Genomic DNA, 24936 nt, shown 5'->3' with positions numbered 1-24936 from the left:
AAAAGATGATTAAACATGTGTCAGTATTTACTTTAAAAGATAAAATGGAAATAGATCATTTTATTACTTTATTAGAAGAAGTAGGAAATGATTGTTCACTTATTGTAAACAGTGAAGTTGGGTGCAATATCAGTAAACAACCAGCGATAGGACCTCATTTTGGGGATATTATTCAAATTATTGAATTTAAAGATGAAGCTGATTTGAAAGCTTATCCAACTTCTAAAGAACATCAAAGATTATTAAAAGAAGGTCCAGAGATGAAAACTGTTACTGCTATCGATTATTACATTTAAAAGCCTCGTTTAAGAGGCTTTTAAATGTTTATGATAAAGTAAACTACAAAGAAGTGCACCAATCGGAACGGTTAAAATAATACCTAATGTTCCTGTAATTCCTTGAGCTATTTCAATTGCAATAAAATCAGAATTCATTAATTGAGGATATTGAATTTGATAAGCAAAAAATGCAAGTAAAATTGTCATTGAACTTCCAGTAAAAGCTAGAATCAATGTATTACACATCGTTCCAATCATATCTTTTCCAATATTAATACCAGATTTAAATAATTGTGATTTAGTAATTTGTGGATTAAGTGCCTTAACTTCATATAAAGAAGAAGCGATTGACATACCTACATCCATGACTGCTCCTAATCCAGAAATTAAGATTCCAGAAAATAAAACTTCATTAATTTTTAGTCCTGTTTGTTGAGAAATAATAATCAAGGCTTCAGCTTGATCAGTATTAAATCCTGAAATATGAATAAGCTGACTTAATACTAAAAAAGAAAGTCCACTAATAATAACACCTAGCGATGTGGCGATTACAGCTACCCAAGTTTTTATAGAAGCTCCATTAAGCATGAATAATGAATATCCGGTTGTTAAAATAACAATAAAGATAGTTGAAATAATTGGTGAAAAGCCACTAAAAATCATTGGCAGCAATAAACCTACAATGGCATAGAGAGTAAAGGCTAAACTGATAATCGTTCGCATTCCTTTTGATTTGCCAATCATTAAAATAATGATTAAAAGTAAACCTACAAAACCATAAATATATGGAGTACGATAATAATTATAAGCTGTAATTAAAGTATTATCAGATTCGGGATTATCAATACAAGCAATAAATGTTTCTCCATTTTTAAGACGTACATTATGTGTTGTTGAAAGATAATTATCGATATAAACTTTTTTATTTTTATAAGATCCATCCAGTATCTCAACATATAAACTTTGTACACCATAATATCTATTTGTTGTTTCATCTTTTTTTGATTGATCATCAATTACACGCAGTACTTTAGCTTTACTATAACTTAAAGATGACGAATTTTGAATTGCAACAGGACTATAAACCTGACTATGAAAAAAATAGACACCAAGTGTAAAAATAAAAGTAATGATGAGAAGGATAAGATCACATTTATGAATTTTTTTTAACATGATATCTCCTTATGAAAGAACCTGTTTATGATAAACAGGTCCTGTTTTAATATATATTATTTTAAATAATTAGTTTTCTTTTTTCTTTGTTTTAATAACAATGATAGCTCCAGCAATAATGGACATTGTTGAGGCGATTTCTAAAGCAAGAAGTGGAGTATCATCACCAGTTTTTACTTTAGAAGATGTTGAGTTATCTTTTTTATTTGTAGATGAAGTATTATCTTTTTTATCAGTTGTCGAAGAAACAGATTGATTTGTTTCTTTTTTAACTAATTGATCTTTAGCTTCTTTTAAAGTGTTATAAGCTGTTTCAACATCTTGATTTGTAGCATCATTCTTATTAAGAACTGTTTTAGCAGCTACTAAAGCATCTTGTAATTTAGTAAATGATTCTTTTGTATAAGTTGAATCATCGATTTGACTACATTCATTAATTAATTTTCCTAATTCTGTTTTATCAACAGTTTCAGTTGATGTTTTATTGATTGTAAAATCATCAACAACAGATAAATCAGAAGTACGATAAGTTACAATCTTTAATTGATTATCTTTAACATCTAATTTTGTAATATTTGGTGTATGTTCTTGATTTTTAACAGCAATATAATCACCACTTAAATTAGAAGTAAATTCATAATATTTACTACCACTTGCTGAGTTAGCAGTAATATAAGTAAGACCTTTAGGATCAGTGACTTCATGAATTGGATTACCATTTTGATCAAATGATTCATCTTTTAAAGCAGTTGTACCATCCATTAACATACTACGTGTATAAACGTGGTCATGTCCCATTAAAACTAAATCAATACCATTTTGACTAAACATAGGAGCAAGAGTATCTCTTCTTGCTAAAATATCATTATCACTTGCATGAGATGCTGATGAATAAATTGAGTGATGGAAGACAACGATTTTCCATTTGATATCTTGATTATCTTTTGTTTTAGCAAGAGTATTTTTAATGAATTCTTCATGTTCAGCAGTACTTCTGTTATTTGAGTTTAAAACAAGCATTAATGCATTGTTATAAATATAATAGTAATCTCCTTGGGCATTTCCTTGACCACTGCTTCCTAAGTTGCTGACATTTGGTAAGTTAAAGTGATCATTATAAGCAGTACCTGCATAATCATGGTTTCCTACAGCATTTGCAAATGGTGTAGAGTAAACCACACTTCCTTGATAGTTAGATAGATAAGCATCGTATTGAGATTCATTTTTACCAGCTTCTACGTGGTCACCAGCATTTTGAATAAAGTGTACATCTTTAAATAATGGATTTGTATTGACTAAATCTAAAGTGTTTTTCCATCCATCTTTATCAGAGGCTAAATCACCAGAAGAACCTAATTGTGGATCTCCCGCAAATAAGAAACTAAAATCACCTTTAGATTTCGTTGTTGTTGTATAAGTATCTGACCAATGACCATTATTTCCAACACGATAAACATAAGCAGTATTTTCTTCTAAATCACTCATTGTTGCTTTATTAGCGTAATATCCATCAGCTTGTGCTTTTTCAATTTTAGAGTTTACTGTTTTCGCTTTAGCTTTAGGAAATTCATTTCCAGTCATATCTGCTTTTTTAGCAAATTGAATTTGTCCATTTGTACTATCTGTTGAAAACCAGTTTAAATTAAGTTCAGTTGGTGTACTTCCTACAGATAAAGAAATAGCTTTTAGACTTTCTCTTTCAGGTAATAAGCTTTCATCAGGATTGATTCCTAATTCATTAAGTTTAAAATATCCTTCACTGGTTTCATTACTTTTATGAATTTCAAAGGCAATAACATTTTTACCATTTGTAAGCATATCTTTAATATCTCTAAAATAGAGATCTGCAGTTTTTACACTTGAAGAAGTTTCTTTACTTCCATATCCCATGTTATCTTTATGATTACCATTTCCACCATCTTGGCTGCGGTAACCTTCATCAGGTACATTTAAGGCAGTTAATTGTTGACCGTTGATATAAACAATCACAGCATCTTTATAATTAAAACTTAAATGAATACCATTGACAGCACTTGCTTGATCAACATTAAAATAACCTCTAAAGAAATAAGCACGAGATGTTTTATTTAATGTTCCTTTTTCTGTAGAAAATTCTCCTGTTTGTTCTTTCCATTCATTGTCATTGTATTGACCATTTAAAGAAGCGTTATCGCCATCTTTATAAGTACGTGTCCATCCCGTATATTGTCCCCATTTATCTTTGGCTTGTGTGCCATCGGCTGGATCAGTGTTTGTATCTAAATATTTAATTGTTGTGTCTTGATTCATGACAACAGTTCCTTTGTTGACTGTTTGATCACCTTGAAGTGCTATAACATTTGAAAAACTGTTAATAGCTAATGGTGAAACGGATGTCAATGACATCGCTGATAATACAGATAATGCAATTAATTTGTTTTTTTTGTTCATAAATTTTCTCCTTTTTCTATCGAAATTATAGAGGAAATCAGAATAATCAAAAATCAAAATAGAGTAAAAGATTGTTTAAGAAAATGTAAATTAAATTATCATTCAGTCAAAATATATGACCAAACATTCAAAATATGATTGACATAATGAATGAACGGTCATATAATGAACACGTAAGAGGTGATCAGTATGGATAATCAGCGCCATCAAATTATTTTAAATGAATTAGATAAAAAAGGAAATGTGACTGTAGCTTCCCTTGTTGAACTTACAGGAGCGAGTGAATCAAGTATACGAAGAGATTTAGTAGAACTTGATCATCAAGGATTCTTAAAAAGAGTTCATGGGGGTGCAACCCTTATTCCTAAGGTAACACAAACGATTGAAGATCCATTAGGGAAAAGACAATTATTAAATGCTGATGAAAAGAAAAAAATTGCAAAGTATGCAGCAGGAATGATTGAAGCCAATGATGTGGTTTATTTAGATGCAGGTTCATCAACTTTAGAGTTGATTGAATATTTAGATCAAAAAGAAGCACACTATATTACTAATGGTTTAATGCAAGCTCAACAATTGACCCTTAAAGGATTTCATGTAGTATGTCTTGGTGGAGAAGTGAGAAATATTACAGGGGCATGTGTGGGTGCTAATACGATGAAGTCATTAAGTCGTTATCATTTTTCTAAAGGTTTCTTTGGAACAAATGGCATTGATTTAATGAATGGTTTTACGACACCAGATAGTGAAGAAGCTGCTATTAAGGAATTGGCTATGGAACGTTGTCAAATGAGTTATGTTTTATCGGATCATAGTAAATTTAATAAGGTATATCATGTGACCTTTGGTCAAATAAATGATGCGGTGATTATTACAGATCATTGTGAAAAAGAAATTAAAGAACAAGCGACAGTTGTGGAGGTTAGAGATTAATGATTTATACAATTACTTTTAATCCATCTTTGGATTATATTATGCATGTTGATTGTTTTGAAGAAGGGGAAACAAACCGTTCAAAGCAAGAAGAAATTTATCCTGGAGGAAAAGGATTCAATGTTTCAACAATTTTAAGTCGTTTGAATCTTGAAACAACAGCTTTAGGGTTTGTTGCAGGATTTACAGGTGAAGAAATTGTTAAAGAATTAAAAGAAAGAGGATTTACTTGTGATTTATGTCAGTTAGGAAATGGTCTTTCAAGAATTAATGTGAAGATGAAAGGGGCTAAAGAAACTGAAATTAATGGAAGTGGTCCAGATATTCCTCAAGAAAAACTAGATGAATTATTTGATAAATTAAATCAATTACAAGAAAATGATATTTTAGTTCTTGCTGGAAGTATTCCATCATCATTACCTAATGATATTTATGAACAAATTATGAAAAAACTCGATCAACAAGGAATTAAAATCATTGTTGATGCAACGAATGATTTATTAAAGAAAGTATTACCATACCATCCTTTCTTAATTAAACCAAATCATCGTGAACTAGAAGAATTGTTCAATGTCAGAATTGAAAATAAAGAAGATCTTATTCACTATGCTCGAAAACTTCAAAAACAAGGAGCAATCAATGTGCTTGTTTCTCTTGGAAAAGATGGTGCTATTTTAGTCAGTGAAGATGGTCATGTTTATTATTGTGCTGGTGCTAAAGGAAAATTATTAAATAGTGTTGGTAGTGGAGATAGTATGGTTGCTGGATTCATTGCTGGATATTTAAAAGATAAAAAATATGATGAAGCTTTAAAATTAGGAAGTGCTTGTGGTGGCGCTACTGCTTTTAGCGAAGATTTAGCGGAAGCTTCCATGATTCAAGAAGTCTATAAACAATTACAAGTGGAGGAACTATAAATGAAAATCTTAGATTTATTAAAAAATGTTTCGATTGATGTTAATGCTACATGTTCAAATAAAGATGAAGCCATTGATACATTAGTTTCATTAATGGCAAAACAAGGAAACTTAAATGATCAAGATGTTTATAAACAAGGAATTTATGCCCGTGAAGAATTAAGTACAACAGGAATTGGAGAAGGAATTGCGATTCCTCATGCTCAAAGTGAAGCTGTAAATGCCCCAGGACTTGCAGCCATGGTTGTTAAAGACGGTGTCGATTATCAATCTTTAGATAATCAACCAGCAAAACTTTTCTTTATGATTGCAGTTCCTAAAACAGGTGGAAACGAACATCTACAAATTCTTGCTATGTTATCACAAATGTTGATGGATACAGACTTTAAAGATTCTTTAATTAATGCACAAAGTGTAGAAGAATTTATGGATTTGATCAATCAAAAAGAAGCTGCACAAAAAGCTAAAGAAGAAGAAAAAGAAGAAGCGCAAAAAGAATTTACAGGAACTTATCGTTTGCTTGCAGTAACTGCTTGTCCAACAGGTATTGCACATACTTATATGGCAGCTGAAGCTTTAGAAGAAAAAGCAAAACAAATGGGAATTACAATCAAAGTCGAAACTGATGGTAGTGGCGGAACTAAAAATGCTCCAACTGCTAAAGAAATTGAAGAATGTGAAGCGATTATTGTAGCTGCTGATAAAAATGTTGAAATGGCTCGTTTTGATGGAAAACCTGTCATTCAAGTCAAAGTGGCAGATGGGATCAATAAAGCAGAAGAGTTAATTAATGAAGCTTTAAGTGGAAACACTCCAATCTATCATACAGATCATGCATCAACAACAGTTGAAAGTGAAAGTGATGAAAGTGTTGGTCGTCAAATCTATAAACATTTAATGAATGGTGTCAGTCATATGTTACCATTTGTTATTGGTGGAGGTATTTTAATTGCTTTAGCTTTCTTATTTGATGATTATACAATTGATCCAAGTAACTTTGGTAAAAATACACCATTAGCTGCTTTCTTTAAAACAACAGGAGATACAGCCTTTGGATTTATGTTACCAATCCTTGCAGGATATATTTCAATGTCAATTTCAGATCGTCCAGGTCTAGCTGTTGGATTTGTTGGTGGAGCCTTAGCAAGCCAAGGAAATTCAGGATTTTTAGGAGCACTTGTTGCTGGGTTTGCAGCTGGGTATTTAATGAAGGGGTTACGTAAATTATTTGATTATTTACCAGATGCTTTTGAAGGATTAAAACCAGTTCTTTTATATCCATTCTTTGGATTATTATTAATGGCATTACTTATGACATTTATTATCAATCCACCAGTTGCTGCTATCAATACAGCTCTTACAAATGCTTTAAATTCAATGGGTGGTTCAAGTAAAGTTATTTTAGGAATGTTACTTGGTGGTATGATGGCTATTGATATGGGTGGTCCAATCAATAAAGCAGCTTATGTTTTCGGAACTGCATCGATTGCTTCAGGAAACTATGATATCATGGCAGCTGTTATGATTGGTGGGATGGTTCCACCTCTAGCTATTGCGCTTGCAACATTCTTCTTTAAAAATCGTTTTACTAAAAAAGAACAACAAACAACACTTACAAATGTTATTATGGGATTATCATTTATTACTGAAGGAGCAATTCCATTTGCAGCCTCTGATCCATTACATATCTTACCTGCATGTGTCGCTGGTTCAGCAGTTGCTGGTGCTTTATCAATGTTCTTTAACTGTACATTAATGGCTCCTCATGGTGGTATCTTTGTAATCGGTGTTATCTCTAATCCTCTTGGATACTTATTTGCCTTAGCTGTTGGTTCAGTTGTTGGAATGTTTGGTTTAGCTTTATTGAAGAAACCTTTAAAATAATAATGAATTCTAGGTGAAAACCTAGAATTTTTTTTGTTAAAAGGGGAATCCTATTTTTGAAAGGAACATATATAATGAATAATGATACAATTTTATTACTTAAAGAATGTGATTCAGGATTAAAAATGGCAATTTCTTCTTTAGATGAGGTACTCGATGTGATAAAAAATCAAAAATTCAAAGAAATCTGTATTACTTCAAAAAATAAACATCAAACTTTAAAAAATGAAGTAGATCATTTATTAAAAGAACATCATCTTCAAGAAAAAGAACCTTCATTACTCGCAAAAAGCATGTCATGGTTAAAAATGAATTTTAAAATACAAATGAATGATGATGATCAAACAATTGCTTCACTTCTTTTTGAAGGATGTTCTATGGGAATAGAAACACTTTATAAATATTTGCATCAATATGAAAATGCTTCATCAAAAATAAAAGAAGTGACAGAAAAACTTATTGAAATTGAAAAAGAACTATCGCAAAATATACAAAATTATTTATAAATAACTACGAAACAAACTCGTTTCGTAATTTTTTTCTTAATAAACCATATGACACATCTTTTTAAATAAGATTTGAATTCATAAAATTTAAACCATAATTTTATAAGTAAAATTATGGCTTTTACATGTACAAAACTTTACACCTAATCACCAACTGTTTCAGATGGTCAATTAAGAATGTTAATAAAATGTAAGAAAAAAGTCGAAAAGTGTTGAAATCATCGGGGGGGGGGGTACTAAAATTAGAATGATGGATAATATATAAGGTGGGATAATTATGAATTTTCAGGAAAAAATAGAAATATATAAAGATATTATTGTTTCTTTAGATTATTGTGTAAATGATTATTTATATATTTTAGATGTTGAAAATGATGAATATTTTATTTCACCTCATGCTGCAGTAAGATTTAAAATGGATAATGCTTATTTTAAAAATCCTGTTAAAGAATTTAAAAAATTTGTTTATTATAAAGATTATGATTTAGTTGTAGAGGATCTAAATAAGATTTTATCTGGAGAAAAGACCTATCACAATATGCAGTATAGATGGCTAAATGATGAAAGTTTACCTGTTTGGATCAATTGTCGAGGACAGGCAATTATTGAAAATCATCAAGTAAAATATTTAATTGGGTGTATTAATGAGATTGGTAAAAAACAGTATGCTGATAATGTAAGTGGATTGTTAGGAGAAGAAAGTTTTAAAAATTTTATTTATCCAATTGATGATGATTTTGAAAAGGGTTTTGTTTTAAGACTAGGAATTGATAATTTTAAGAATATTAATGAAAATTATGGATTAAAGTTTGGAGACGAGATTCTTAAACGAGCAGGAAAGTATATCAAAGATCTTTTAAATGAGTATCAAAAACTTTATCATATTGTTTCTGATGAATTTATTATATTTGATTCAAATGGGACAGTTGATGATGCAATTTATCTTTATAAAAAGATTCAAGAAAGAACACTTGATTTTATTGAGTCTACAAACTATGAAATTTATTATACTTTTTCAGCAGGAATCCTAGATTTTTATAGTCATCCAACAGCTAGTTATATTGAAATTATGAAATGGACAGAATTCTCTTTAAATAATGCAAAAGAAAGTGGCAAAAATACATATGATATTTTTGATAACTGTGATTATCAAAAATTTCAAAGAGAATCAGCGATTATTAGATATTTACACCAATCTATTGATCATGATTACGAAGGATTTGATGTGTATTTTCAACCTATAGTCGATGTAAATAAAAAAGAAGTAACACATTTAGAAACATTACTACGTTTTAAATGCGATGAATTTGGAAGAATATCACCAATGGAGTTTATCCCATTACTTGAAAAAAGTGGTCTTATTATTCCTGTAGGTAAATGGGTTTTAGAAAAAGCAATTCAAGCATGTTTATCATTAAAAAAATATCAATCTCAATTAAAAGTAAATGTTAATATTTCATATGTGCAAGTTTTAAAATCAGCGATTTTAAATGATATTTTAAGTATAATGAAAAAATATAATGTTGATCGAAATAGATTAGTTATTGAACTTACAGAAAGTGGCTTTATAGAATCAGATCGCTCTTTTGTTAATTTTTGTAATCAATTAAAAGAAAATAGTATTCTTTTAGCTTTAGATGACTTTGGTACAGGGTATTCTAACTTTCATTATTTATATAATTTAAAACCAGATTGTATTAAAGTAGATCGTGGACTTATGAAGAATGCTTTAAGTAATGATTATGAAAATTTATTATTAAAGCATATGATCGACATGGCTCATAGTGTTGGGGTCAATATGTGTATTGAAGGAATTGAAACGGAAGAAGAACTTCATAAAGTATTAGAAATGGGAAGTGACTTTATTCAAGGGTTTTATTATAGTAAGCCACTGCCTTTTAATGAGATAACAGACTATTTGAAAAATTTTAAGAAGATCATCTAGGATGATCTTTTTTTATGGGCTATAATAAAAGAAGAAAAATTAAAGGAGAAGTTTATGGAACGATTAGTTGAAATATGTTGTGGAAGTTATGAAGATGCTTTAAATGCTTATTATGGAAGGGCAAAGCGTATTGAATTAAATAGTGCTCTTCATTTAGGTGGTTTAACGCCTTCAATAGCTTCTTTGAAATTAACAAAAAAGAATACAAATTTAAAAATTATTACAATGATAAGACCAAGAGGTGCAGGATTTTGTTATAACGATATTGAATTTGAAGTTATGAAAGAAGATGCACGTTGTATGCTTGAAAATAAGGCAGATGGGATTGCTTTTGGATGTTTAAATCAAGATGGTTCAATTAATGAAAAACAAACAAAAGAAATGATCGATATTATTAAAGAGTATCAAGGAGAGGTTGTTTTTCATCGAGCATTTGATTGTGTAGCTGATCCCTATGCTTCAATTGAATTATTGATTCATTTAGGTGTGGATCGTATTCTTACTAGTGGTTTAAAACCAAAGGCAATGGATGGAAAAGAATTAATTAAAGATTTACAAAATAAATATGGTAATCAAATTGAAATATTGGCTGGAAGTGGTATAAATGCAAGTAATGCTAGAAAGATGATGGAGGATACAGGAATCTATCAAGTACATAGTTCATGTAAAGATTGGATCAATGACCCAACAACTAAAACGCATGAAGTTTCATATGCCTATGCACCTTCGCCTCATGAAAATGATTATGATGTTGTTTCAAAAGAACTTGTTGAAAAAATTGTAGAAAGTATAAAATAGGTTTGTTATGAAAGTTAAAGATTATAGTTATGAAACTTTTCCACGATATACAGTCAACATAGATGGTGCTTTGGAATTAAAAGGAAATAAAGAAAATCTAAGATGTCGGATGAAAGATGTAGAATATCAAAAAGGTTGTATGATTCGTTTTTTATTTCCAAATACGATTTTAGATGAAGAAAGAAAATATCCATTAGTGATTCATGTACAAGGTTCTGGATGGTATAAACAAGATATGAATGATCATATTTTTGATTTTATGCCGATTGTCAAAGCAGGTTATGTGTATGCAATTATTGAATACCATGGTGCTCCTGAATATAAATATCCAACGCAAGTAGATGATGTTATAAAAGCGATTGAATATTTAAAAGAAAACTATCAAAATTATCCTATTGATTTTAAACATGTATTTTTAAGTGGGGATTCTTCAGGAGGGCATATTGCCTTACTTGTAGCTTTACAAGAAAGGTATAATTTTAAAGGAATCATTGATTTATATGGAGTCACAAACTTTATGACATTTAATAATTGGTATAGTAAATATGACTGGCATGAAGAAAGAAATGTGACTGATTTTTTAGGATCATTAGATATAGAACTTTTAATGAAAGCTTCACCAATGACCTATTTAAAAGAAAATATGTCTTTACCACCATTTCTCATTCTTCATGGAGATAAAGATCATGTTGTACCTATTACCCAAAGTATAGAACTATATGAAAAACTTAAAGAATATCACTATGATGTAATCTTTGGTAGAGTTCATGATGCAGATCATGGAAGAAGTATTTTTTATAATGAAGATGTTTATCAAACAATCATTGCTTTTTTAGATAAACATCAATAACTTAAAATAAAAGAGGTGATATCTATGGAATTACATATTAAAGAATTTGAATATCAAAATATAATCAAACAACAATTTTATAAACAATTAGTTGTTTTATCTTTATATGTCTTATTATTAGTTTTTGCTTTAGAAAGTATTTTATATGGTTTTGATTATGTATGGATTATTCTTTTTGTGGCTTCTATGGCAATTATTAATTTAAATTTTAGAAGAAAGAAAAAGATATTAGGTTATGATCTTGTTTATATTGATGAAAATCATCGTTTCTTTTATAACAATCTATTCATTGAAATGAAAGATCTAGAAAATTATGTTCTTTCAAAAGAAACAATAACTTTGAATTTTATAGATTATTCTATTGTGATAGAAAAAGATGAAAATCTTTATGATTATTTAAATCAATTTGTGAAGAATAAAAAACCAATTAATGGAAAAAAACAGAGATTATTTGTTAGCTGTTTTGCACTTCTTTTTGTATTTTTCTCATTAAGTTTAGGGAATCTTGTATTAGGGAGTATTTATAGTTATATAAATCATGTTGAAATGATTTCACTTTCAACGATTCTTATACCTATTATTCAAATAACAAGTATTATACTAGGAGTCGCTCTTATCTTTTTTGTAGCGAAGAAGTTTAAAAAAGGGATAGGTCTTTATGTGAGTTTATTATTGATTGTACTTTATATTGCCTTACCTTTTATTATGGGTAATGATATTCATCGTTTAGATAATGACATGGCTTATACACGACAAAATCAAAAGCTTACACTTTATAGTCATTATAAAAAAGGTTATGGAAAATTTGAAAGACAAATAACGAATGTTTCAAATAAGGCAGAAGTGGGAAATTATCAAAGTGTGCTCTATATTTTAGAAAATCAAAAAATAGAAGTGATTTCTTTAGAAAATGAAGCTAAAAATGATAAATTCGTTTCTAAAATTAAAAATCAAACTTATTTAGAAACGTATATTTCAACACACTATACTTTAACTATTGGAGATGATAAAGCTTATTTTGAAAAAAATAGTTCACCTAAAATAGTGAAATTGCATAGAATCAATAATCATATGCTTTATTTTAAATATAAAAAGGATTATTACTTTATTTATATTTTAGAAAAACAAAAAGATATCAGAGTCTATGAGCTTTCTAATGATAGAGATTTAAAATTTTACTTTGCTCCAGACCCTTTTGAAATGTCTAACTCTCAAACAAGTAATGAGGATACAAATGAAAGTGAGTCACAAAATCAAACAGAGGAAGCAAATCAAGAAACAACAGCACAAGAAAGTGATACTACTGATTTAGAAAACGATCCAGAAAGAGTTTATTTTGAAAAAGTGTATGACCTTTTAATAGCACAAAATAAATTAGACAATCCTTGTTTTGATTATCAATATGACGCTAAAGGTTATCCTTATGCAGTTGTAAGTACAAATGATGAATACACATTATCTCTTGTATTTAATAAATATAAAAATAATGATGAAGATTATGAAATTGTTTTAGAAAAGTATATCAAAAAAAGTAGCACGCAAAGTCTTGTTGATTTTTATTTAGTGAATACAAAAACTTTGGAAGTTACAGATCAACAACGAGATTATTGGTAGGGTCAAGAATTATCTTGATCCTTTTTATTTATGTTTTATTAATGTATATACAAAGTATCTTAACACTATCTTAATACCTCCCATTTTATAATAGAAATAATGAGGGGAGTATTATGGTAGATTTTATATTAGTGATTATTTTGATAATTGTTTTGTTTATGGTATATAAACAAATGAGTTGTTTTGATGAGCTTATAGAAAGTATAGAATACCCAACAATTCTTATCATTTATGATGATCAATATCAAATAGCAAAAAAATATGAAAATGATACAATCAAATGTATACCAAAACAAGAAATATATCACTTTGAACAAAGTTATCAATATGTCATTTTATGCTGTGAAGATGATTATTATAACTTATTAATGAATTATCGTATTCATAGAGATATGTTAGATGTCCAAGTTTATTCTTTAATTGGAAAACAAAAGTATGAAGAATTATATCAAGAAAATATTGAATTGTTACAAACAATAGAAGACATAGAAAGGTTAATAAAACATTTATATGATCAAAAGAAGAACAAATGTTGAAATCATTGCATTAGGATTTGCAATTGTTATTTTAGTTGGAACGTTTTTACTTTTGTTACCTGTTTCTAGTGATCACACGGATTTTTTAGATGTGCTTTTTACAGCGACAAGTGCCACTTGTGTAACAGGTTTAGTTGTTTATGATACGGCAACACATTGGACATTGTTTGGACAAATCGTGATTTTACTTTTAATTCAAATAGGTGGTTTAGGTTTTATTACGATTGGGGTTTTTCTAGCCACTTATCTTAAGAAAAAAATTAGTTTAAGACAGAGAGGCTTGATTGAAGAAAGTGTCAATTCTTTAAAATTAGCAGGTGGGGTCAAACTTGTTAAACATATTATAAAAGGAACTTTTTTATTTGAAGGAATTGGCGCAATTATTTTAAGTCTTGTTTTTATAGAAGATTTTGGTTTATTAAAAGGTATTTATTTAGGAATCTTTCATGCGATTTCTGCTTTTTGTAATGCAGGATTTGACATACTTGGAATAATAGAACCTTATGGTTCATTAACTCCTTATGCTTCTAATATAATTGTTAATATAACAATTATGGCATTGATTATTATAGGAGGTCTAGGATTTATTGTTTGGCAAGATATTTATGAAAAAGGGTTTAAGTTTAAAAAATATCTTTTACAAACAAAAATCGTTTTAATAATGACAATTATTTTAATTGTTGGCGGAGCCGTATTATTTTATTTATTTGAATGTCAAAATTCACTTTCTTCCTTGTCTCAAGAAGAAAAGATTTTAGCTTCATTTTTTCAATCTGTGACTTGTCGTACAGCTGGTTTTAATACAGTTGATGTTTCTCATTTAAAACCTTCAACAAGTTTATTAATGATGTTTTTAATGTTTGTTGGTGGTAGTCCTGGGTCAACAGCTGGAGGTATTAAAACCACGACTTTTGCAGTTTTGACTATTTTTGTATACGCTACAATGACCAATAAAAGTGAAGCCAATGCTTTTAATCGTCGTTTTGATAGTAAAACGATAAAAAAAGCATGTTCCGTTTTTTTAATAAATTTTATATTTATTTTTATAAGTGCAATTGCACTTTTTGACATGCAACCTCAACTTCCAATGCAAGATGTTTTTTTTGAAATCTTTTCAGCGCTTGGAACAGTAGGAATTTCAACAGGGATTACAAGACAACTGACAATGCTTTCTAAAATTGTGATTGTTTTATTAATGTATTGTGGTCGAGTAGGAAGTTTAACTTTAGCTTTAAGTCTTTCAAGAAAAAAGAAAATTTCAAATTGTAAAAATCCAGTAGAAAAAATAGCTATTGGGTAGGAGGAGTTATGAAAACAGTATTAATTATAGGAATGGGACGTTTTGGTCACCATCTAGCAAATAATATGATTTCACTTGGAAATGAAGTGATGATCGTAGATAAAGATGAATCTCGTTTAGAAGATCTAACAAAATTGATTTCGAATATTAAAATAGGGGACTGTACAAATGAAGATGTTTTGCAAAGTTTTGGTGTCGCTAATTTTGATATTTGTTTTGTTTGTATTGGAACAAATTTCCAAAGTAGTTTGGAAATTACAAGTTTGCTCAAAGAATTAGGAGCCAAGTATGTTATTTCTCAAGCAACAAGAGATATACACGCTAAATTTTTATTAAAAAATGGGGCGGATGAGGTTATTTATCCTAATCGTGACAGTGCTGAAAAATTAGCAGTGCGTGTAAGTAATGATAATTTGTATGATTATGTTGAATTGGATAATGAATATTCTATTTATGAAATTCCTGCATTACGTCAATGGTTAGGAAAAACAATTAAACAAATTAATATTCGAGCAGCTTTTCATATTTATATCATAGGAATCAAAAAAGATAATAAAACAGATTTTTTACCTTCGGTAGATTATGTTTTTAATATAGAAGATCATCTTTTAGTTATAGGAAAGAAAAAAGATGTTGATATGATTCTAAAATGTATGTCATGATGGTCTTGGTGATTTTATGAAAGAAAAATTAAGGTATTTAGTTTATTTTGGTATTATTATTTCGATTGAATTATTTTGTTCATTTACTTTAAATTCAATGGGAATTAGGAAAGAAAATATTTTAATGGTATTTATTGTAGGAGTTTTATTAATTGCTACATTTACTAAAGGATATTTTTATGGTTTATTAGCATCTATTATTAGTGTATTATGTTTTAACTTTTTATATATTGATCCTAACTATGATTTTCATATTAGTGATCCTAATGATTTTATGCTTATTCTTTTCTTTTTGATGACTTCTGTTATTGCCTGTAGTTTAACGGATCGTTTTCAAAAACAAATTATTATTTCTAAAAAGAATGAAAGTATTTCTAAACAATTATATAGCTTATCAGAAAGATTATTGAATGTTTCAGGTATCGAATATATTTTATTAAAAGGAAATCAATATATTGAAGAAAGTATTCAAATAAAAACAAATATTTCCTTGGAAATAAAAGAAGAAAGTAAAAATGTAATTCCTATTATAGGAATGAATCGAGTTTTAGGAAGTATTGAAATATTAAGTCATCAAGGACTCAATGAAGATCAAATGATTATCATTAAAGCAGCTGCTAACCAATTAGGAAATGCTTTAGAAAGAGAACTTACTTATTTAGAACAAGAAAAAATAAAGGTAGCGATGGAAAGAGAACATATGCTTAACAGTATGTTAAGAAGTATCTCACATGATTTAAGAACACCACTTACAGGAATCGTTGGAGCAAGTCAACTCATGATGAATCAAGATCATCTTACAAATGAGGATGTTTATTCACTTGCAAAAGACATACATGATCAAGCACATTGGCTTACTCAAATCGTTGAAAATATTTTAAACATGTCTAAAATAGAAAGTGGAAATTTAGTTTTACATAAAAACTTAGAAGTTGTAGATGATTTGATTTATGAAGCAATACAACATTTACCTGAATTAGAAAAAAGAAATGTGGTTGTAGATGTACCTCAAGATTTATTATTTATTAATGTAGATGGTAAATTAATGGTTCAAGTATTTATTAATATTTTAAATAATGCAATCAAGTATACAAAAGAAAAAGATCAAATTACGATTCATGTAAATAAATTAGAAGATGAAGTACAGTTTATGATTAAAGATACAGGATCTGAAATTTCTAAAAAAATTTTAGATCATATTTTTGAAGAATTTGTAACAGATACCAATGTTTCTAATGATAGTCAAAAAGGAATTGGTTTAGGGTTAGCTATTTGTAAAGCAATTGTTCAAGCTCATGGTGGAAAAATTTGGGCTAAGAATGAAAAAGATGGAGCATGTTTTATTTTTACTATTCCTAGTGATAAGGAGTTGAATGTATAATGAATGATTTAATTATGATTGTAGAAGATGATCCATATATTTCTCATTTTTTGCAAATGTCTTTTGAACAAGAAGGATATCGTATATTAATGACAACAAAGGGTCATGAAGCATTAAGTCTTTTTTATAGTCATCAACCTGATATCGTTATTTTAGATTTAGGTTTACCAGATATTGATGGTCTTGAAGTAATTCAAGAAATTAGGAAAATTTCTTCAAAACCTATTATTGTTGTTTCTGCACGATTAGAAGAACAAGAAAAAATCAAAGCACTTGATTTAGGAGCAAATGATTATGTTGTAAAACCATTTTATATGGGAGAGCTTTTAGCTAGAATTAGAGTTGCTAAAAGATTATCTAAAAAAGAAGATGAAGAAATAAAGAAATATCAAAAGGATTATTTAGAGGTTGATTTTATTTCTAGAAAGGTATTAATAGATCAAGAAGAAATTCATTTAACACCGATTGAATTTAATCTTTTAAAGCTTTTAATTGAACATCGTGGTAAAGTATTAACACATAATTATATTCAAAAAGAAATTTGGGGTTATCAAGATCATTCTAATCAAAATGCATTAAGAGTATTTATGGCTACTCTTCGTCGAAAAATAGAAAAAGATACGAATCATCCTCATTTTATTGTCACAGAAGTAGGCGTTGGTTATTATTTTAAAGATTAACAAGGGAAACCTTGTTTTTTATTATATTGACAAATATTTATCATAGCGATGTATGTTTATCAAGACTTTTGTTAGGGGACAAAAGTCGAAGTAAGGATGAAGGAGGAAAATTTATGGACAAGATGGCAGATGTTCTAGGCCGTGTGGGGGCATGGTGTGGACAAAATAAATATTTATCTGCAATTAAAAATGCATTTCAAAACTTTATACCACTTACAATTGGGGCTGTAGGTGTCTTATGGTGTAATGTTCTTGTAAATGCAGATACAGGACGTGGAATGCTTTTTAAACCAATTATGATTTTAGATTTTTTAAATCCAGCATTTCAAGCCATTAACTTTTGTACAATTAGTTGTATTACTGTAGGAATCACTTTAGGGATTGCTCAAGAAATAGGTGTTTGGAATATGACAGCTGAAAAAGCAGGGTATATTCCAGGGCTTGTAGGACTTGCAACATGGTTGTCAGTGACAAATACTTCTCATGTAGTTAAAGGCGCTAAAGAAGCTTTTACGGGAATGATTATTGGAATCTTATCTGTTGAATTATTTTGTTTCTTTGAAAAACAAGATGCTTTAAAAATTAAAATGCCAGATCAGGTACCACCTGGTGTTGCACGTGCATTTCAAGTTTTAATACCAGCAACACTTACACTTATTGTGACATCATGTATAGGATCTGCTTGTTATCATTTAACAGGGCTTTACTTAAATGATGTGATTAAAAATGGTATTCAAGGACCACTTGGTTCTATTGGTGCAACAATTCCTGGTGTTCTTGTTATCTATTTATTACTTGGTTTATTTTGGCTAGTAGAAATTCATGGTGCTAATATGTTGGCCGCTGTTAAAGAATCTTTATTTACGCCTTTAGCACTTGAAAATGTAGAAGCTTTTAGTAAAGGTCAAGCACCTAAAAATGTTATTAATATGTATTTTTTATAAATGTGTGGGGAATTCAGTGGTGCAGGAGCAACACGAGGACTTGTTATTGCGATATTGATTTTCTCAAAACGTGATGATAATAAAGCAATTGCTTCTTTATCACTAGTACCAGGATTATTCAATATTAATGAAACAGTTATTTTTGGTATTCACTTGTATTAAATCCAATTTTAGGTATTCCTTTTGTAATAACACCACTTATTAATATTGTACTTGGATATATACTGACTATTATAGGATTCTGTCCAGTAGCTTGTTTAACAGTTCCTTGGACAACACCACCAATTATCTTTGGTTTTCTAGCAACAGGAGCAAGTATTTTTGGTGCAATTACACAAGCTATCTTAATTGTGGTTTCTATTGTTATTTATACACCTTTTCTTATTTCTTATGAAAAGTATCAAAATAAACAAGCCGCAAATATTTAATGATAAAGTCATTTGACTTTATCTTTTTTTTAATTTTTGAAAGTGCTCATATTTCTTTTTTTTATTGTTTAAGATGTATATGCATCTTGAAAGGAAAAAATAAAATGAATATCAAAAGACAAAGAATATTAAAATTAATAGCAGGTTTTTTATGTTGTTTATGTTTAGGAGTGACTCTTGCCTGGAGTTTATTTGTGGTACCGATTGAAACATTAAATTGATGGGTAAGAAGTCAAACATCATTCGCGTTTACGATCAATACTTTATTTTTTTCTGTAGGTAGTATTCTTACAGGAATTTTAAGTAAGAAAATATCATTTTCTCATATTATCAAAATATCAGGAATATTAATTGGAATTGGTTTTTATTTAACAAGTATTTCTACAAATATTTATATATTGTATGCATCTTATGGAATCATTGTAGGAATGGGATATAATTGTGTTATTTCGGCTTGTCCTTTATGGATGCCAGAAAAAACAGTAACAGCAACCGGTTTATTATTAATGGGCTATGCATTATCGACTGCTGTTTTTGGACCAATGATTAGTTCAATTATTGAAAATCATGGAATCGTAATTGCTTTTAGAATGGTCGCTATGGTTTGTGGATGTGGTTTATTTTTACTTGGATTTTATGTAGGCGATCCAAATTTGAAAGAAATAGATTTATTGCCTCAAAGAAATCGTCATGAAGGAAAACAAGATTATAATGTCATTACAGCAGATATGGTCAAAATGCCATGTTTTGGATTTATTATCTTATCATTGTGATTCTTCCAGGAGTTGGTTTATGTATATTAAATCATAATGCTCCAATGATGACAGAAACAATTGGTGTGAGCACTGCTTTAGCAGCAACAGTTGTTTCTTTAGTATCATTTTGTAATGGTTTTGCAAGATTTATTTTTGGATTTTTCTTTGATAAATTAGGTGTTATTAAAAGTTTGATTCTTGTATCTGTAGAAACCCTTATGTCAACAATTTTTATTTTTATAGGATTATCTTCAAAAAATATAATTATTTATATTATTGGAGCAGCATTATTATTGATTTCATATGGATGCAATGCAACGTCTATTCCATCTGTGATGAGAGAATTATTTGGACATCGTACATTTTCTCTTAATTATTCAATATTAAGTACACAAGCAATATGGGCAGCTTTTTTCCCAGTAATTATTGGTAGTGTTCAAAGTCATACAAATACATATGTTATGCCTTCTATGTTATTAATAATTTTTTCGATAATAAGTATTATGATATTATTATTTTTATGAAATCTTATCGTAATGAAATGAAAAAGAAAAATGCACTTCAAAAATAATATCTTATTTCTTTATTGTTTATTAAACGATTATTCGCTATATTATAATAGTAAAAAGAATGAGGAATAATTATGAGTGAACAAATACATAAAAGAAGAAAAAGATATAAAGGGACACACCCTAGAAATTTTGAAGATAAATATAAAGAATTAAATCCAGAAAAATATCCAGAAACGATTGAAAAAGTTATTTCTAAAGGAAGTACACCAGCAGGAATGCATATTTCTATTATGGTTGATGAGATTCTAGATTTTTTAGATATTCAACCCGGACAAGTTGGTTTAGATTGTACATTAGGTTATGGTGGTCATACTTCTAAAATGTTAGAAAAATTAGAAGGTCAAGGTCACGTTTATGGATTAGATATTGATTCAATTGAAATTGAAAAAACAACACAAAGATTAAGAAATAAAGGATTTGATGAAAATATTTTTACATCGGTCTTAACGAATTTTAGAAATATCGATGAAGTAAGTGAAAAATATGGAAAGTTTGATTTTGTATTGGCTGATTTAGGTGTTTCATCCATGCAAATAGATAATCCTGAAAGAGGATTTTCTTATAAAAAAGAAGGACCATTAGATTTAAGATTAAATCCCAAAGCTGGAAGACCAGCTTCTGAAATCTTAAAAGAACTCTCTAAAGAAGAACTTGAAAATATTTTAGTAGAAAATTCAGATGAACCTTATGCAGATATTCTAGCTAGAAATATTTATTCATTTATTCGTTCAGGAATGGAAGTAGAAACAACAGGTCAACTTTATAAAATTATTGATAAGACATTAAATTTTATTGAAGATAAAAATAGAAAAGATATTGTTAATAAAACAGCAGCTCGAGTTTTTCAAGCTTTAAGAATAGAAGTCAATCAAGAATTTGAAGTTTTATATGAATTTGTTGAAAAACTACCTCATATTTTAAAACCAGGAGGAAGAGTAGCTATTTTAACTTTCCATTCAGGTGAAGATCGTATTGTTAAAAAGGCTTTTAAAGAAATGAAAAATAGTGGTGTTTATGAAGATGTATGTCGAAATGTAATACGACCTACTAAAGAAGAATGTCATCGAAATTCAAGAGCTAAATCAACAAAAATGCGTTGGGCAATTAAAGCTAAATAATAAAAGGAATAATGATTTTTGGTCATTATTCCTTTTTTTTAATAAGCTCAAATATTTCTTGATAGAGAGGAAGGAGTTTTTTGTCTTTATGCATAACAATATGATACGTTCTTTGTATTTGAAAATCATTATTTTTTAAATAAGTTATTTCTTTTGATTCTTTAACTAAAGAATAAGGAAGAATCGTAAAACCATCATTTTGTTTAACAAGTTCAATTAAAGCATGAGGATTTGTACATTCAATAGTTGGCACAATATCTAAATCATGACTTATAAAATAACTATGAACAAGTTCATAAATAGAACTTCCTTTTTCACGTGAATAATAATCAAAATGTTCTAATTCTTTTAAATCTTTTACTTTTAATAAAGGATGCTTTTGATGAACAACAATAACAAGTTCATCTTGATAGAAAGCAATTTTTTTTAATTGATGAAGCGGTGTTGTTTCAATTAAAGCAAAATCAAGTTCATTTTTTAAAAGTAAATTTTCTATATATTCAAGATTATTAACGATAATATGAAAATGAATAGTTGGATAAATCATTTTTAATTTTTTTAATAATTGAGGTAAAAAAACTTGTGCCATAGTGACACTACAACCAAAAGAAATATTTTCTACATGATCTTCATACATTTCATTTTCCATATTTTCAAGAGATGAAAGAATCTGTAATGAATGATTATATAAAAGATGAGCTTTTTTTGTAGGATAAATTTGACGGTTCATACGATCGAATAAGGGTGTTTGATATTTTTCTTCTAATTCTTTAATAGCTAATGAAACAGAAGGTTGGCTAATGTGTAATTCTTTGGATGCTTTAGTAATACTTTGATTTTGATAAACACTCATAAAGATTTCTAGATGTCTAAATGTCATAACGCCTCCTTATATAGGTAAATACCTATGTATAATATAATTATATAATATTTTACAGATGAATCAATGTGTATTAAGATGAAATAGGTGATAGAAATGAAGGGAAAAAGGAAATTATTAATGGAATTGTTTACCTCTACACTTTATTTATCAGCATTTACTTTTGGTGGAGGTTATGTGATTGTTTCTTTATTAAAAGAAAGATTTGTGGATCAACTTCATTATATTGATGAAAAAGAAATGTTGGATTTAGTAGCGATTGCACAAAGTGCTCCAGGAGCAATAGCTGTTAATGGAGCGATTGTTTTAGGATATAAAATGGCAGGAATTTTAGGGATTATTGTTTGTGTGATAGGGACAATTATTCCTCCTATTGTGATTATTAGTGTGATAGCTTATTTTTATAAAATATTTATTACGAATAAAATCATAAGTGCGATGTTACTTGGAATGCGTGCAGGAATTGGAGCAATTATTGTAAGTGTTGTTTATGATATGGCTTTAAGTGTCATGGATGAACATCAAGGTAGAAATATCTTAATTATGATTGTCTCATTTGTTTTGAATTATTTCTTTAATATTAATATTATGTACATTATTCTAGGATGTATTTTACTTGCTATTATTGATTTAGTGATGAGGAGGAAAAAAGCATGATCTATTTACAATTATTTTGGGCCTTTTTTCAAATAGGTTTATTAAGCTTTGGTGGAGGTTATGCAGCTTTACCACTTATTAGTCAACAAGTAATTTCTACATATCATTGGATCAGTCAAAATACATTTACAGATCTTATTACAATTTCTCAAATGACACCTGGTCCAATTGCAGTTAATTCTTCTACTTTCGTAGGACAATATGTTGCTCATTTACCAGGGGCATTGATTGCAACACTTGGATGTATTTTACCTTCATGTGTGATTGTTTCATTACTGGCTTATTTATATGTAAAATATAAAAATATGGAAGTAATGAAAACAATTTTAGCTTATTTAAGACCAGCAGTTGTTTCAATGATTGCAATTAGTGGTATAAGTATTTTAATTTCTTCATTTTTTAAAGAATCTATTATTGGGATATCTTATTTAAGATATCATGCAATGATTGTTTTTGTTATTTGTTTAATATTACTTAGAAAATATAAAATGAATCCAATCTTAGTTATGGTTCTTGCAGGAATCAGTGAGGTTGTTATTCAAATGATATAGGAGGAAAGAAAAATGTATATTTATTATCCAAGTTGTAATTTTGCTACAATGCATCTTCAAACAGCAAAAAAAGTAAGAGATTATTTTGAAAAACAAATGCCGATTGCAAGATGTTGTAAAATTGATAAAAGAGAATTTGAAAAAGGAGATATTGGTTTATATGTATGTCAAGCTTGTAGAAAGCAAATAGAGAATCAAGTAAAGACTATGTCTGTTTGGGAATATTTTGATCAATTAGATAATTTTGATTTTCCTGATTATCATGGACAAAAAATGTATTTACAGGATTGTTTTCGTGATAGAAATCATCCTGAAGTACATCAAGCTGTTAGAAGTCTTTTAAAGAAAATGAATATCGAAGTTATTGAAATGAAAAATAATAAAGACAATTCTATTTTTTGTGGAACACTCCATTATGAATCAAAAGCGTTAGACGATACACATTTATCACATTATCCTAAAGATGTACAAGAAAAATACATGCAAGAATATGTTCAACAATTTTATGATAAACAAATAATTTGTGTATGTAATCGCTGTTTAAAAGGAATTCTTTTAGGAAAAGGAAATGGTGTTCATTTATTAGAATTGTTATTTAATAAATAGATTAAATTAAAAACAGGCTTATTAGGGAATTCCCAAGCCTGTTTTTAGATTGAATTTTGATGAACATAATTTGTAATTTCACCAAGATTGATTTCTTTGAGTTTTTGTTTATATTGATTTTCAGCAGCATCTAAATGATTGATAATGATATCTTCTGTATGTTGAATATTTAATGCTGGATCAAAGACTTTATCAACTAAATGTGTAGTTTCAATAAATTTTTCTTTTCCTTCAATTGCTTCAAAAATATCTAAAAAAGAAATATCATTCATTTTTTTGTTTAAAATAAAACCACCTAGCTTACTTGCCTTAGAGGTAATAAGACCAGCTACTACAAGTTGTCTAGTTACTTTTTTTAAATATGAATCAGAAACATCTAACATTTTACTTAATTCATGACTTTTAAGTGGTCCTTCACTTGTACCAATAAGCAATAAAATACAAATTGCTTGTTCAAAACTTTTTCTAATTCTCATTGTAATCCCTTCCCTTTTTTTATTATAACTAATTTTTTATATTTTGTATGTAAGAATATTGA

General features: G+C 28.6%; 23 protein-coding genes and 2 pseudogenes. 21 read left to right on the top strand and 4 right to left on the bottom strand.

Translation table 11 applies throughout. The features are described 5' to 3' along the window. Positions 1–5 precede the first annotated feature (5 nt). A complete protein-coding gene (locus HUU89_RS06690) occupies positions 6–296 on the top strand; it encodes a Dabb family protein (protein ID WP_139939877.1) in 291 nt (96 codons plus the stop codon). A gap of 9 nt (positions 297–305) precedes the next feature. On the opposite strand, the gene HUU89_RS06685 is transcribed toward HUU89_RS06690, so the two are convergent. Both HUU89_RS06685 and HUU89_RS06680 read right to left on the bottom strand, forming a co-directional pair. Beyond that, positions 306–1451: a YibE/F family protein gene (locus HUU89_RS06685; RefSeq protein ID WP_147580330.1), complete on the bottom strand. Its 1146-nt coding sequence runs from the start codon at positions 1449–1451 to the stop codon at positions 306–308. Positions 1452–1520: 69 nt separating this feature from the next. Next, the gene (locus HUU89_RS06680; protein ID WP_175301333.1) at positions 1521–3881 is read right to left on the bottom strand and encodes a purple acid phosphatase family protein; all 2361 of its coding nucleotides are present in this window, start codon (positions 3879–3881) and stop codon (positions 1521–1523) included. A 189-nt stretch (positions 3882–4070) separates the two neighbouring features. On the opposite strand from HUU89_RS06680, the gene HUU89_RS06675 reads away from it, so the two are divergent. The 17 genes and pseudogenes from HUU89_RS06675 to rsmH all read left to right on the top strand — a co-directional run bounded on the left by HUU89_RS06675 (position 4071) and on the right by rsmH (position 21704). After that, entirely contained in the window at positions 4071–4814 is a 744-nt protein-coding gene (locus tag HUU89_RS06675; protein ID WP_118632794.1) for a DeoR/GlpR family DNA-binding transcription regulator, read from the top strand. After that, a complete protein-coding gene (gene pfkB, locus HUU89_RS06670; protein WP_175301332.1) occupies positions 4814–5731 on the top strand; it encodes a 1-phosphofructokinase in 918 nt (305 codons plus the stop codon). Before HUU89_RS06675 ends, pfkB begins: the two co-directional genes overlap by 1 nt. Beyond that, positions 5732–7615, top strand: a complete 1884-nt coding sequence (locus HUU89_RS06665) for a PTS fructose transporter subunit IIABC (protein WP_175301331.1) — start codon at positions 5732–5734, stop codon at positions 7613–7615. 74 nt (positions 7616–7689) lie between these two features. Next, complete coding sequence (locus HUU89_RS06660; RefSeq protein ID WP_175301330.1) at positions 7690–8121, top strand: hypothetical protein; 432 nt, start codon at positions 7690–7692, stop codon at positions 8119–8121. 277 nt (positions 8122–8398) lie between these two features. Then, positions 8399–10066, top strand: coding sequence for an EAL domain-containing protein (locus tag HUU89_RS06655; protein WP_175301329.1), 1668 nt, complete (start codon positions 8399–8401; stop codon positions 10064–10066). Positions 10067–10120: 54 nt separating this feature from the next. Continuing rightward, the gene (locus tag HUU89_RS06650) at positions 10121–10864 is read left to right on the top strand and encodes a copper homeostasis protein CutC (RefSeq protein ID WP_032090703.1); all 744 of its coding nucleotides are present in this window, start codon (positions 10121–10123) and stop codon (positions 10862–10864) included. Positions 10865–10871: 7 nt separating this feature from the next. After that, positions 10872–11714 (top strand): alpha/beta hydrolase, encoded by an 843-nt coding sequence (locus tag HUU89_RS06645; protein WP_147580325.1) that lies wholly within the window; start codon positions 10872–10874, stop codon positions 11712–11714. Between the two features lie 24 nt (positions 11715–11738). Next, on the top strand, positions 11739–13328 hold the full coding sequence (locus HUU89_RS06640) for a hypothetical protein (protein ID WP_175301328.1): 1590 nt from the start codon (positions 11739–11741) through the stop codon (positions 13326–13328). Positions 13329–13441: 113 nt separating this feature from the next. Next, positions 13442–13864 (top strand): hypothetical protein, encoded by a 423-nt coding sequence (locus HUU89_RS06635; protein ID WP_117783195.1) that lies wholly within the window; start codon positions 13442–13444, stop codon positions 13862–13864. Beyond that, positions 13839–15164: a TrkH family potassium uptake protein gene (locus tag HUU89_RS06630; RefSeq protein WP_175301327.1), complete on the top strand. Its 1326-nt coding sequence runs from the start codon at positions 13839–13841 to the stop codon at positions 15162–15164. The genes HUU89_RS06635 and HUU89_RS06630 overlap by 26 nt, the downstream gene beginning before the upstream one ends. Positions 15165–15172: 8 nt before the next feature. Beyond that, complete coding sequence (locus tag HUU89_RS06625) at positions 15173–15826, top strand: potassium channel family protein (RefSeq protein ID WP_175301326.1); 654 nt, start codon at positions 15173–15175, stop codon at positions 15824–15826. A 16-nt stretch (positions 15827–15842) separates the two neighbouring features. Further along, a complete protein-coding gene (locus tag HUU89_RS06620; protein ID WP_175301325.1) occupies positions 15843–17207 on the top strand; it encodes an ATP-binding protein in 1365 nt (454 codons plus the stop codon). Beyond that, on the top strand, positions 17207–17887 hold the full coding sequence (locus HUU89_RS06615; protein ID WP_147580321.1) for a response regulator transcription factor: 681 nt from the start codon (positions 17207–17209) through the stop codon (positions 17885–17887). The genes HUU89_RS06620 and HUU89_RS06615 overlap by 1 nt, the downstream gene beginning before the upstream one ends. Positions 17888–18000: 113 nt before the next feature. Continuing rightward, positions 18001–18993: pseudogene (locus HUU89_RS06610) on the top strand (PTS transporter subunit EIIC). A 505-nt stretch (positions 18994–19498) separates the two neighbouring features. Beyond that, positions 19499–20032 (top strand): annotated as a pseudogene (locus HUU89_RS06605) (MFS transporter); the annotation flags it as partial. Beyond that, a complete protein-coding gene (locus tag HUU89_RS06600; RefSeq protein WP_175301324.1) occupies positions 20002–20538 on the top strand; it encodes a hypothetical protein in 537 nt (178 codons plus the stop codon). The pseudogene HUU89_RS06605 and the gene HUU89_RS06600, both read left to right, overlap by 31 nt. Positions 20539–20657: 119 nt before the next feature. Continuing rightward, positions 20658–21704 (top strand): 16S rRNA (cytosine(1402)-N(4))-methyltransferase RsmH, encoded by a 1047-nt coding sequence (gene rsmH / locus HUU89_RS06595; RefSeq protein ID WP_175301323.1) that lies wholly within the window; start codon positions 20658–20660, stop codon positions 21702–21704. A gap of 25 nt (positions 21705–21729) precedes the next feature. On the opposite strand, the gene HUU89_RS06590 is transcribed toward rsmH, so the two are convergent. Continuing rightward, entirely contained in the window at positions 21730–22584 is an 855-nt protein-coding gene (locus HUU89_RS06590) for a LysR family transcriptional regulator (RefSeq protein ID WP_147580316.1), read from the bottom strand. A 96-nt stretch (positions 22585–22680) separates the two neighbouring features. Here HUU89_RS06590 and HUU89_RS06585 point away from each other — a divergent pair, with 96 nt between their 5' ends. The 3 genes from HUU89_RS06585 to HUU89_RS06575 are packed head-to-tail and all read left to right on the top strand — an operon-like array spanning position 22681 to position 24398. Next, positions 22681–23241: a chromate transporter gene (locus HUU89_RS06585; protein ID WP_175301322.1), complete on the top strand. Its 561-nt coding sequence runs from the start codon at positions 22681–22683 to the stop codon at positions 23239–23241. Next, on the top strand, positions 23238–23792 hold the full coding sequence (locus tag HUU89_RS06580; protein WP_175301321.1) for a chromate transporter: 555 nt from the start codon (positions 23238–23240) through the stop codon (positions 23790–23792). Before HUU89_RS06585 ends, HUU89_RS06580 begins: the two co-directional genes overlap by 4 nt. 12 nt (positions 23793–23804) lie before the next feature. Continuing rightward, positions 23805–24398 (top strand): hypothetical protein, encoded by a 594-nt coding sequence (locus tag HUU89_RS06575; protein ID WP_175301320.1) that lies wholly within the window; start codon positions 23805–23807, stop codon positions 24396–24398. Positions 24399–24442: 44 nt separating this feature from the next. Here the strand turns inward: HUU89_RS06575 and HUU89_RS06570 are convergent, their stop codons facing one another. Beyond that, positions 24443–24874: an Rrf2 family transcriptional regulator gene (locus HUU89_RS06570; protein WP_032090692.1), complete on the bottom strand. Its 432-nt coding sequence runs from the start codon at positions 24872–24874 to the stop codon at positions 24443–24445. Between the last annotated feature and the right edge of the window lie 62 nt (positions 24875–24936).

It is taken from the genome of Faecalibacillus sp. H12 (genome assembly GCF_013361255.1).
GTDB classification, from domain to species: Bacteria; Bacillota_I; Bacilli_A; order Erysipelotrichales; family Coprobacillaceae; genus Faecalibacillus; species Faecalibacillus intestinalis.
This window is presented reverse-complemented; position numbering and strand designations above follow the sequence as displayed.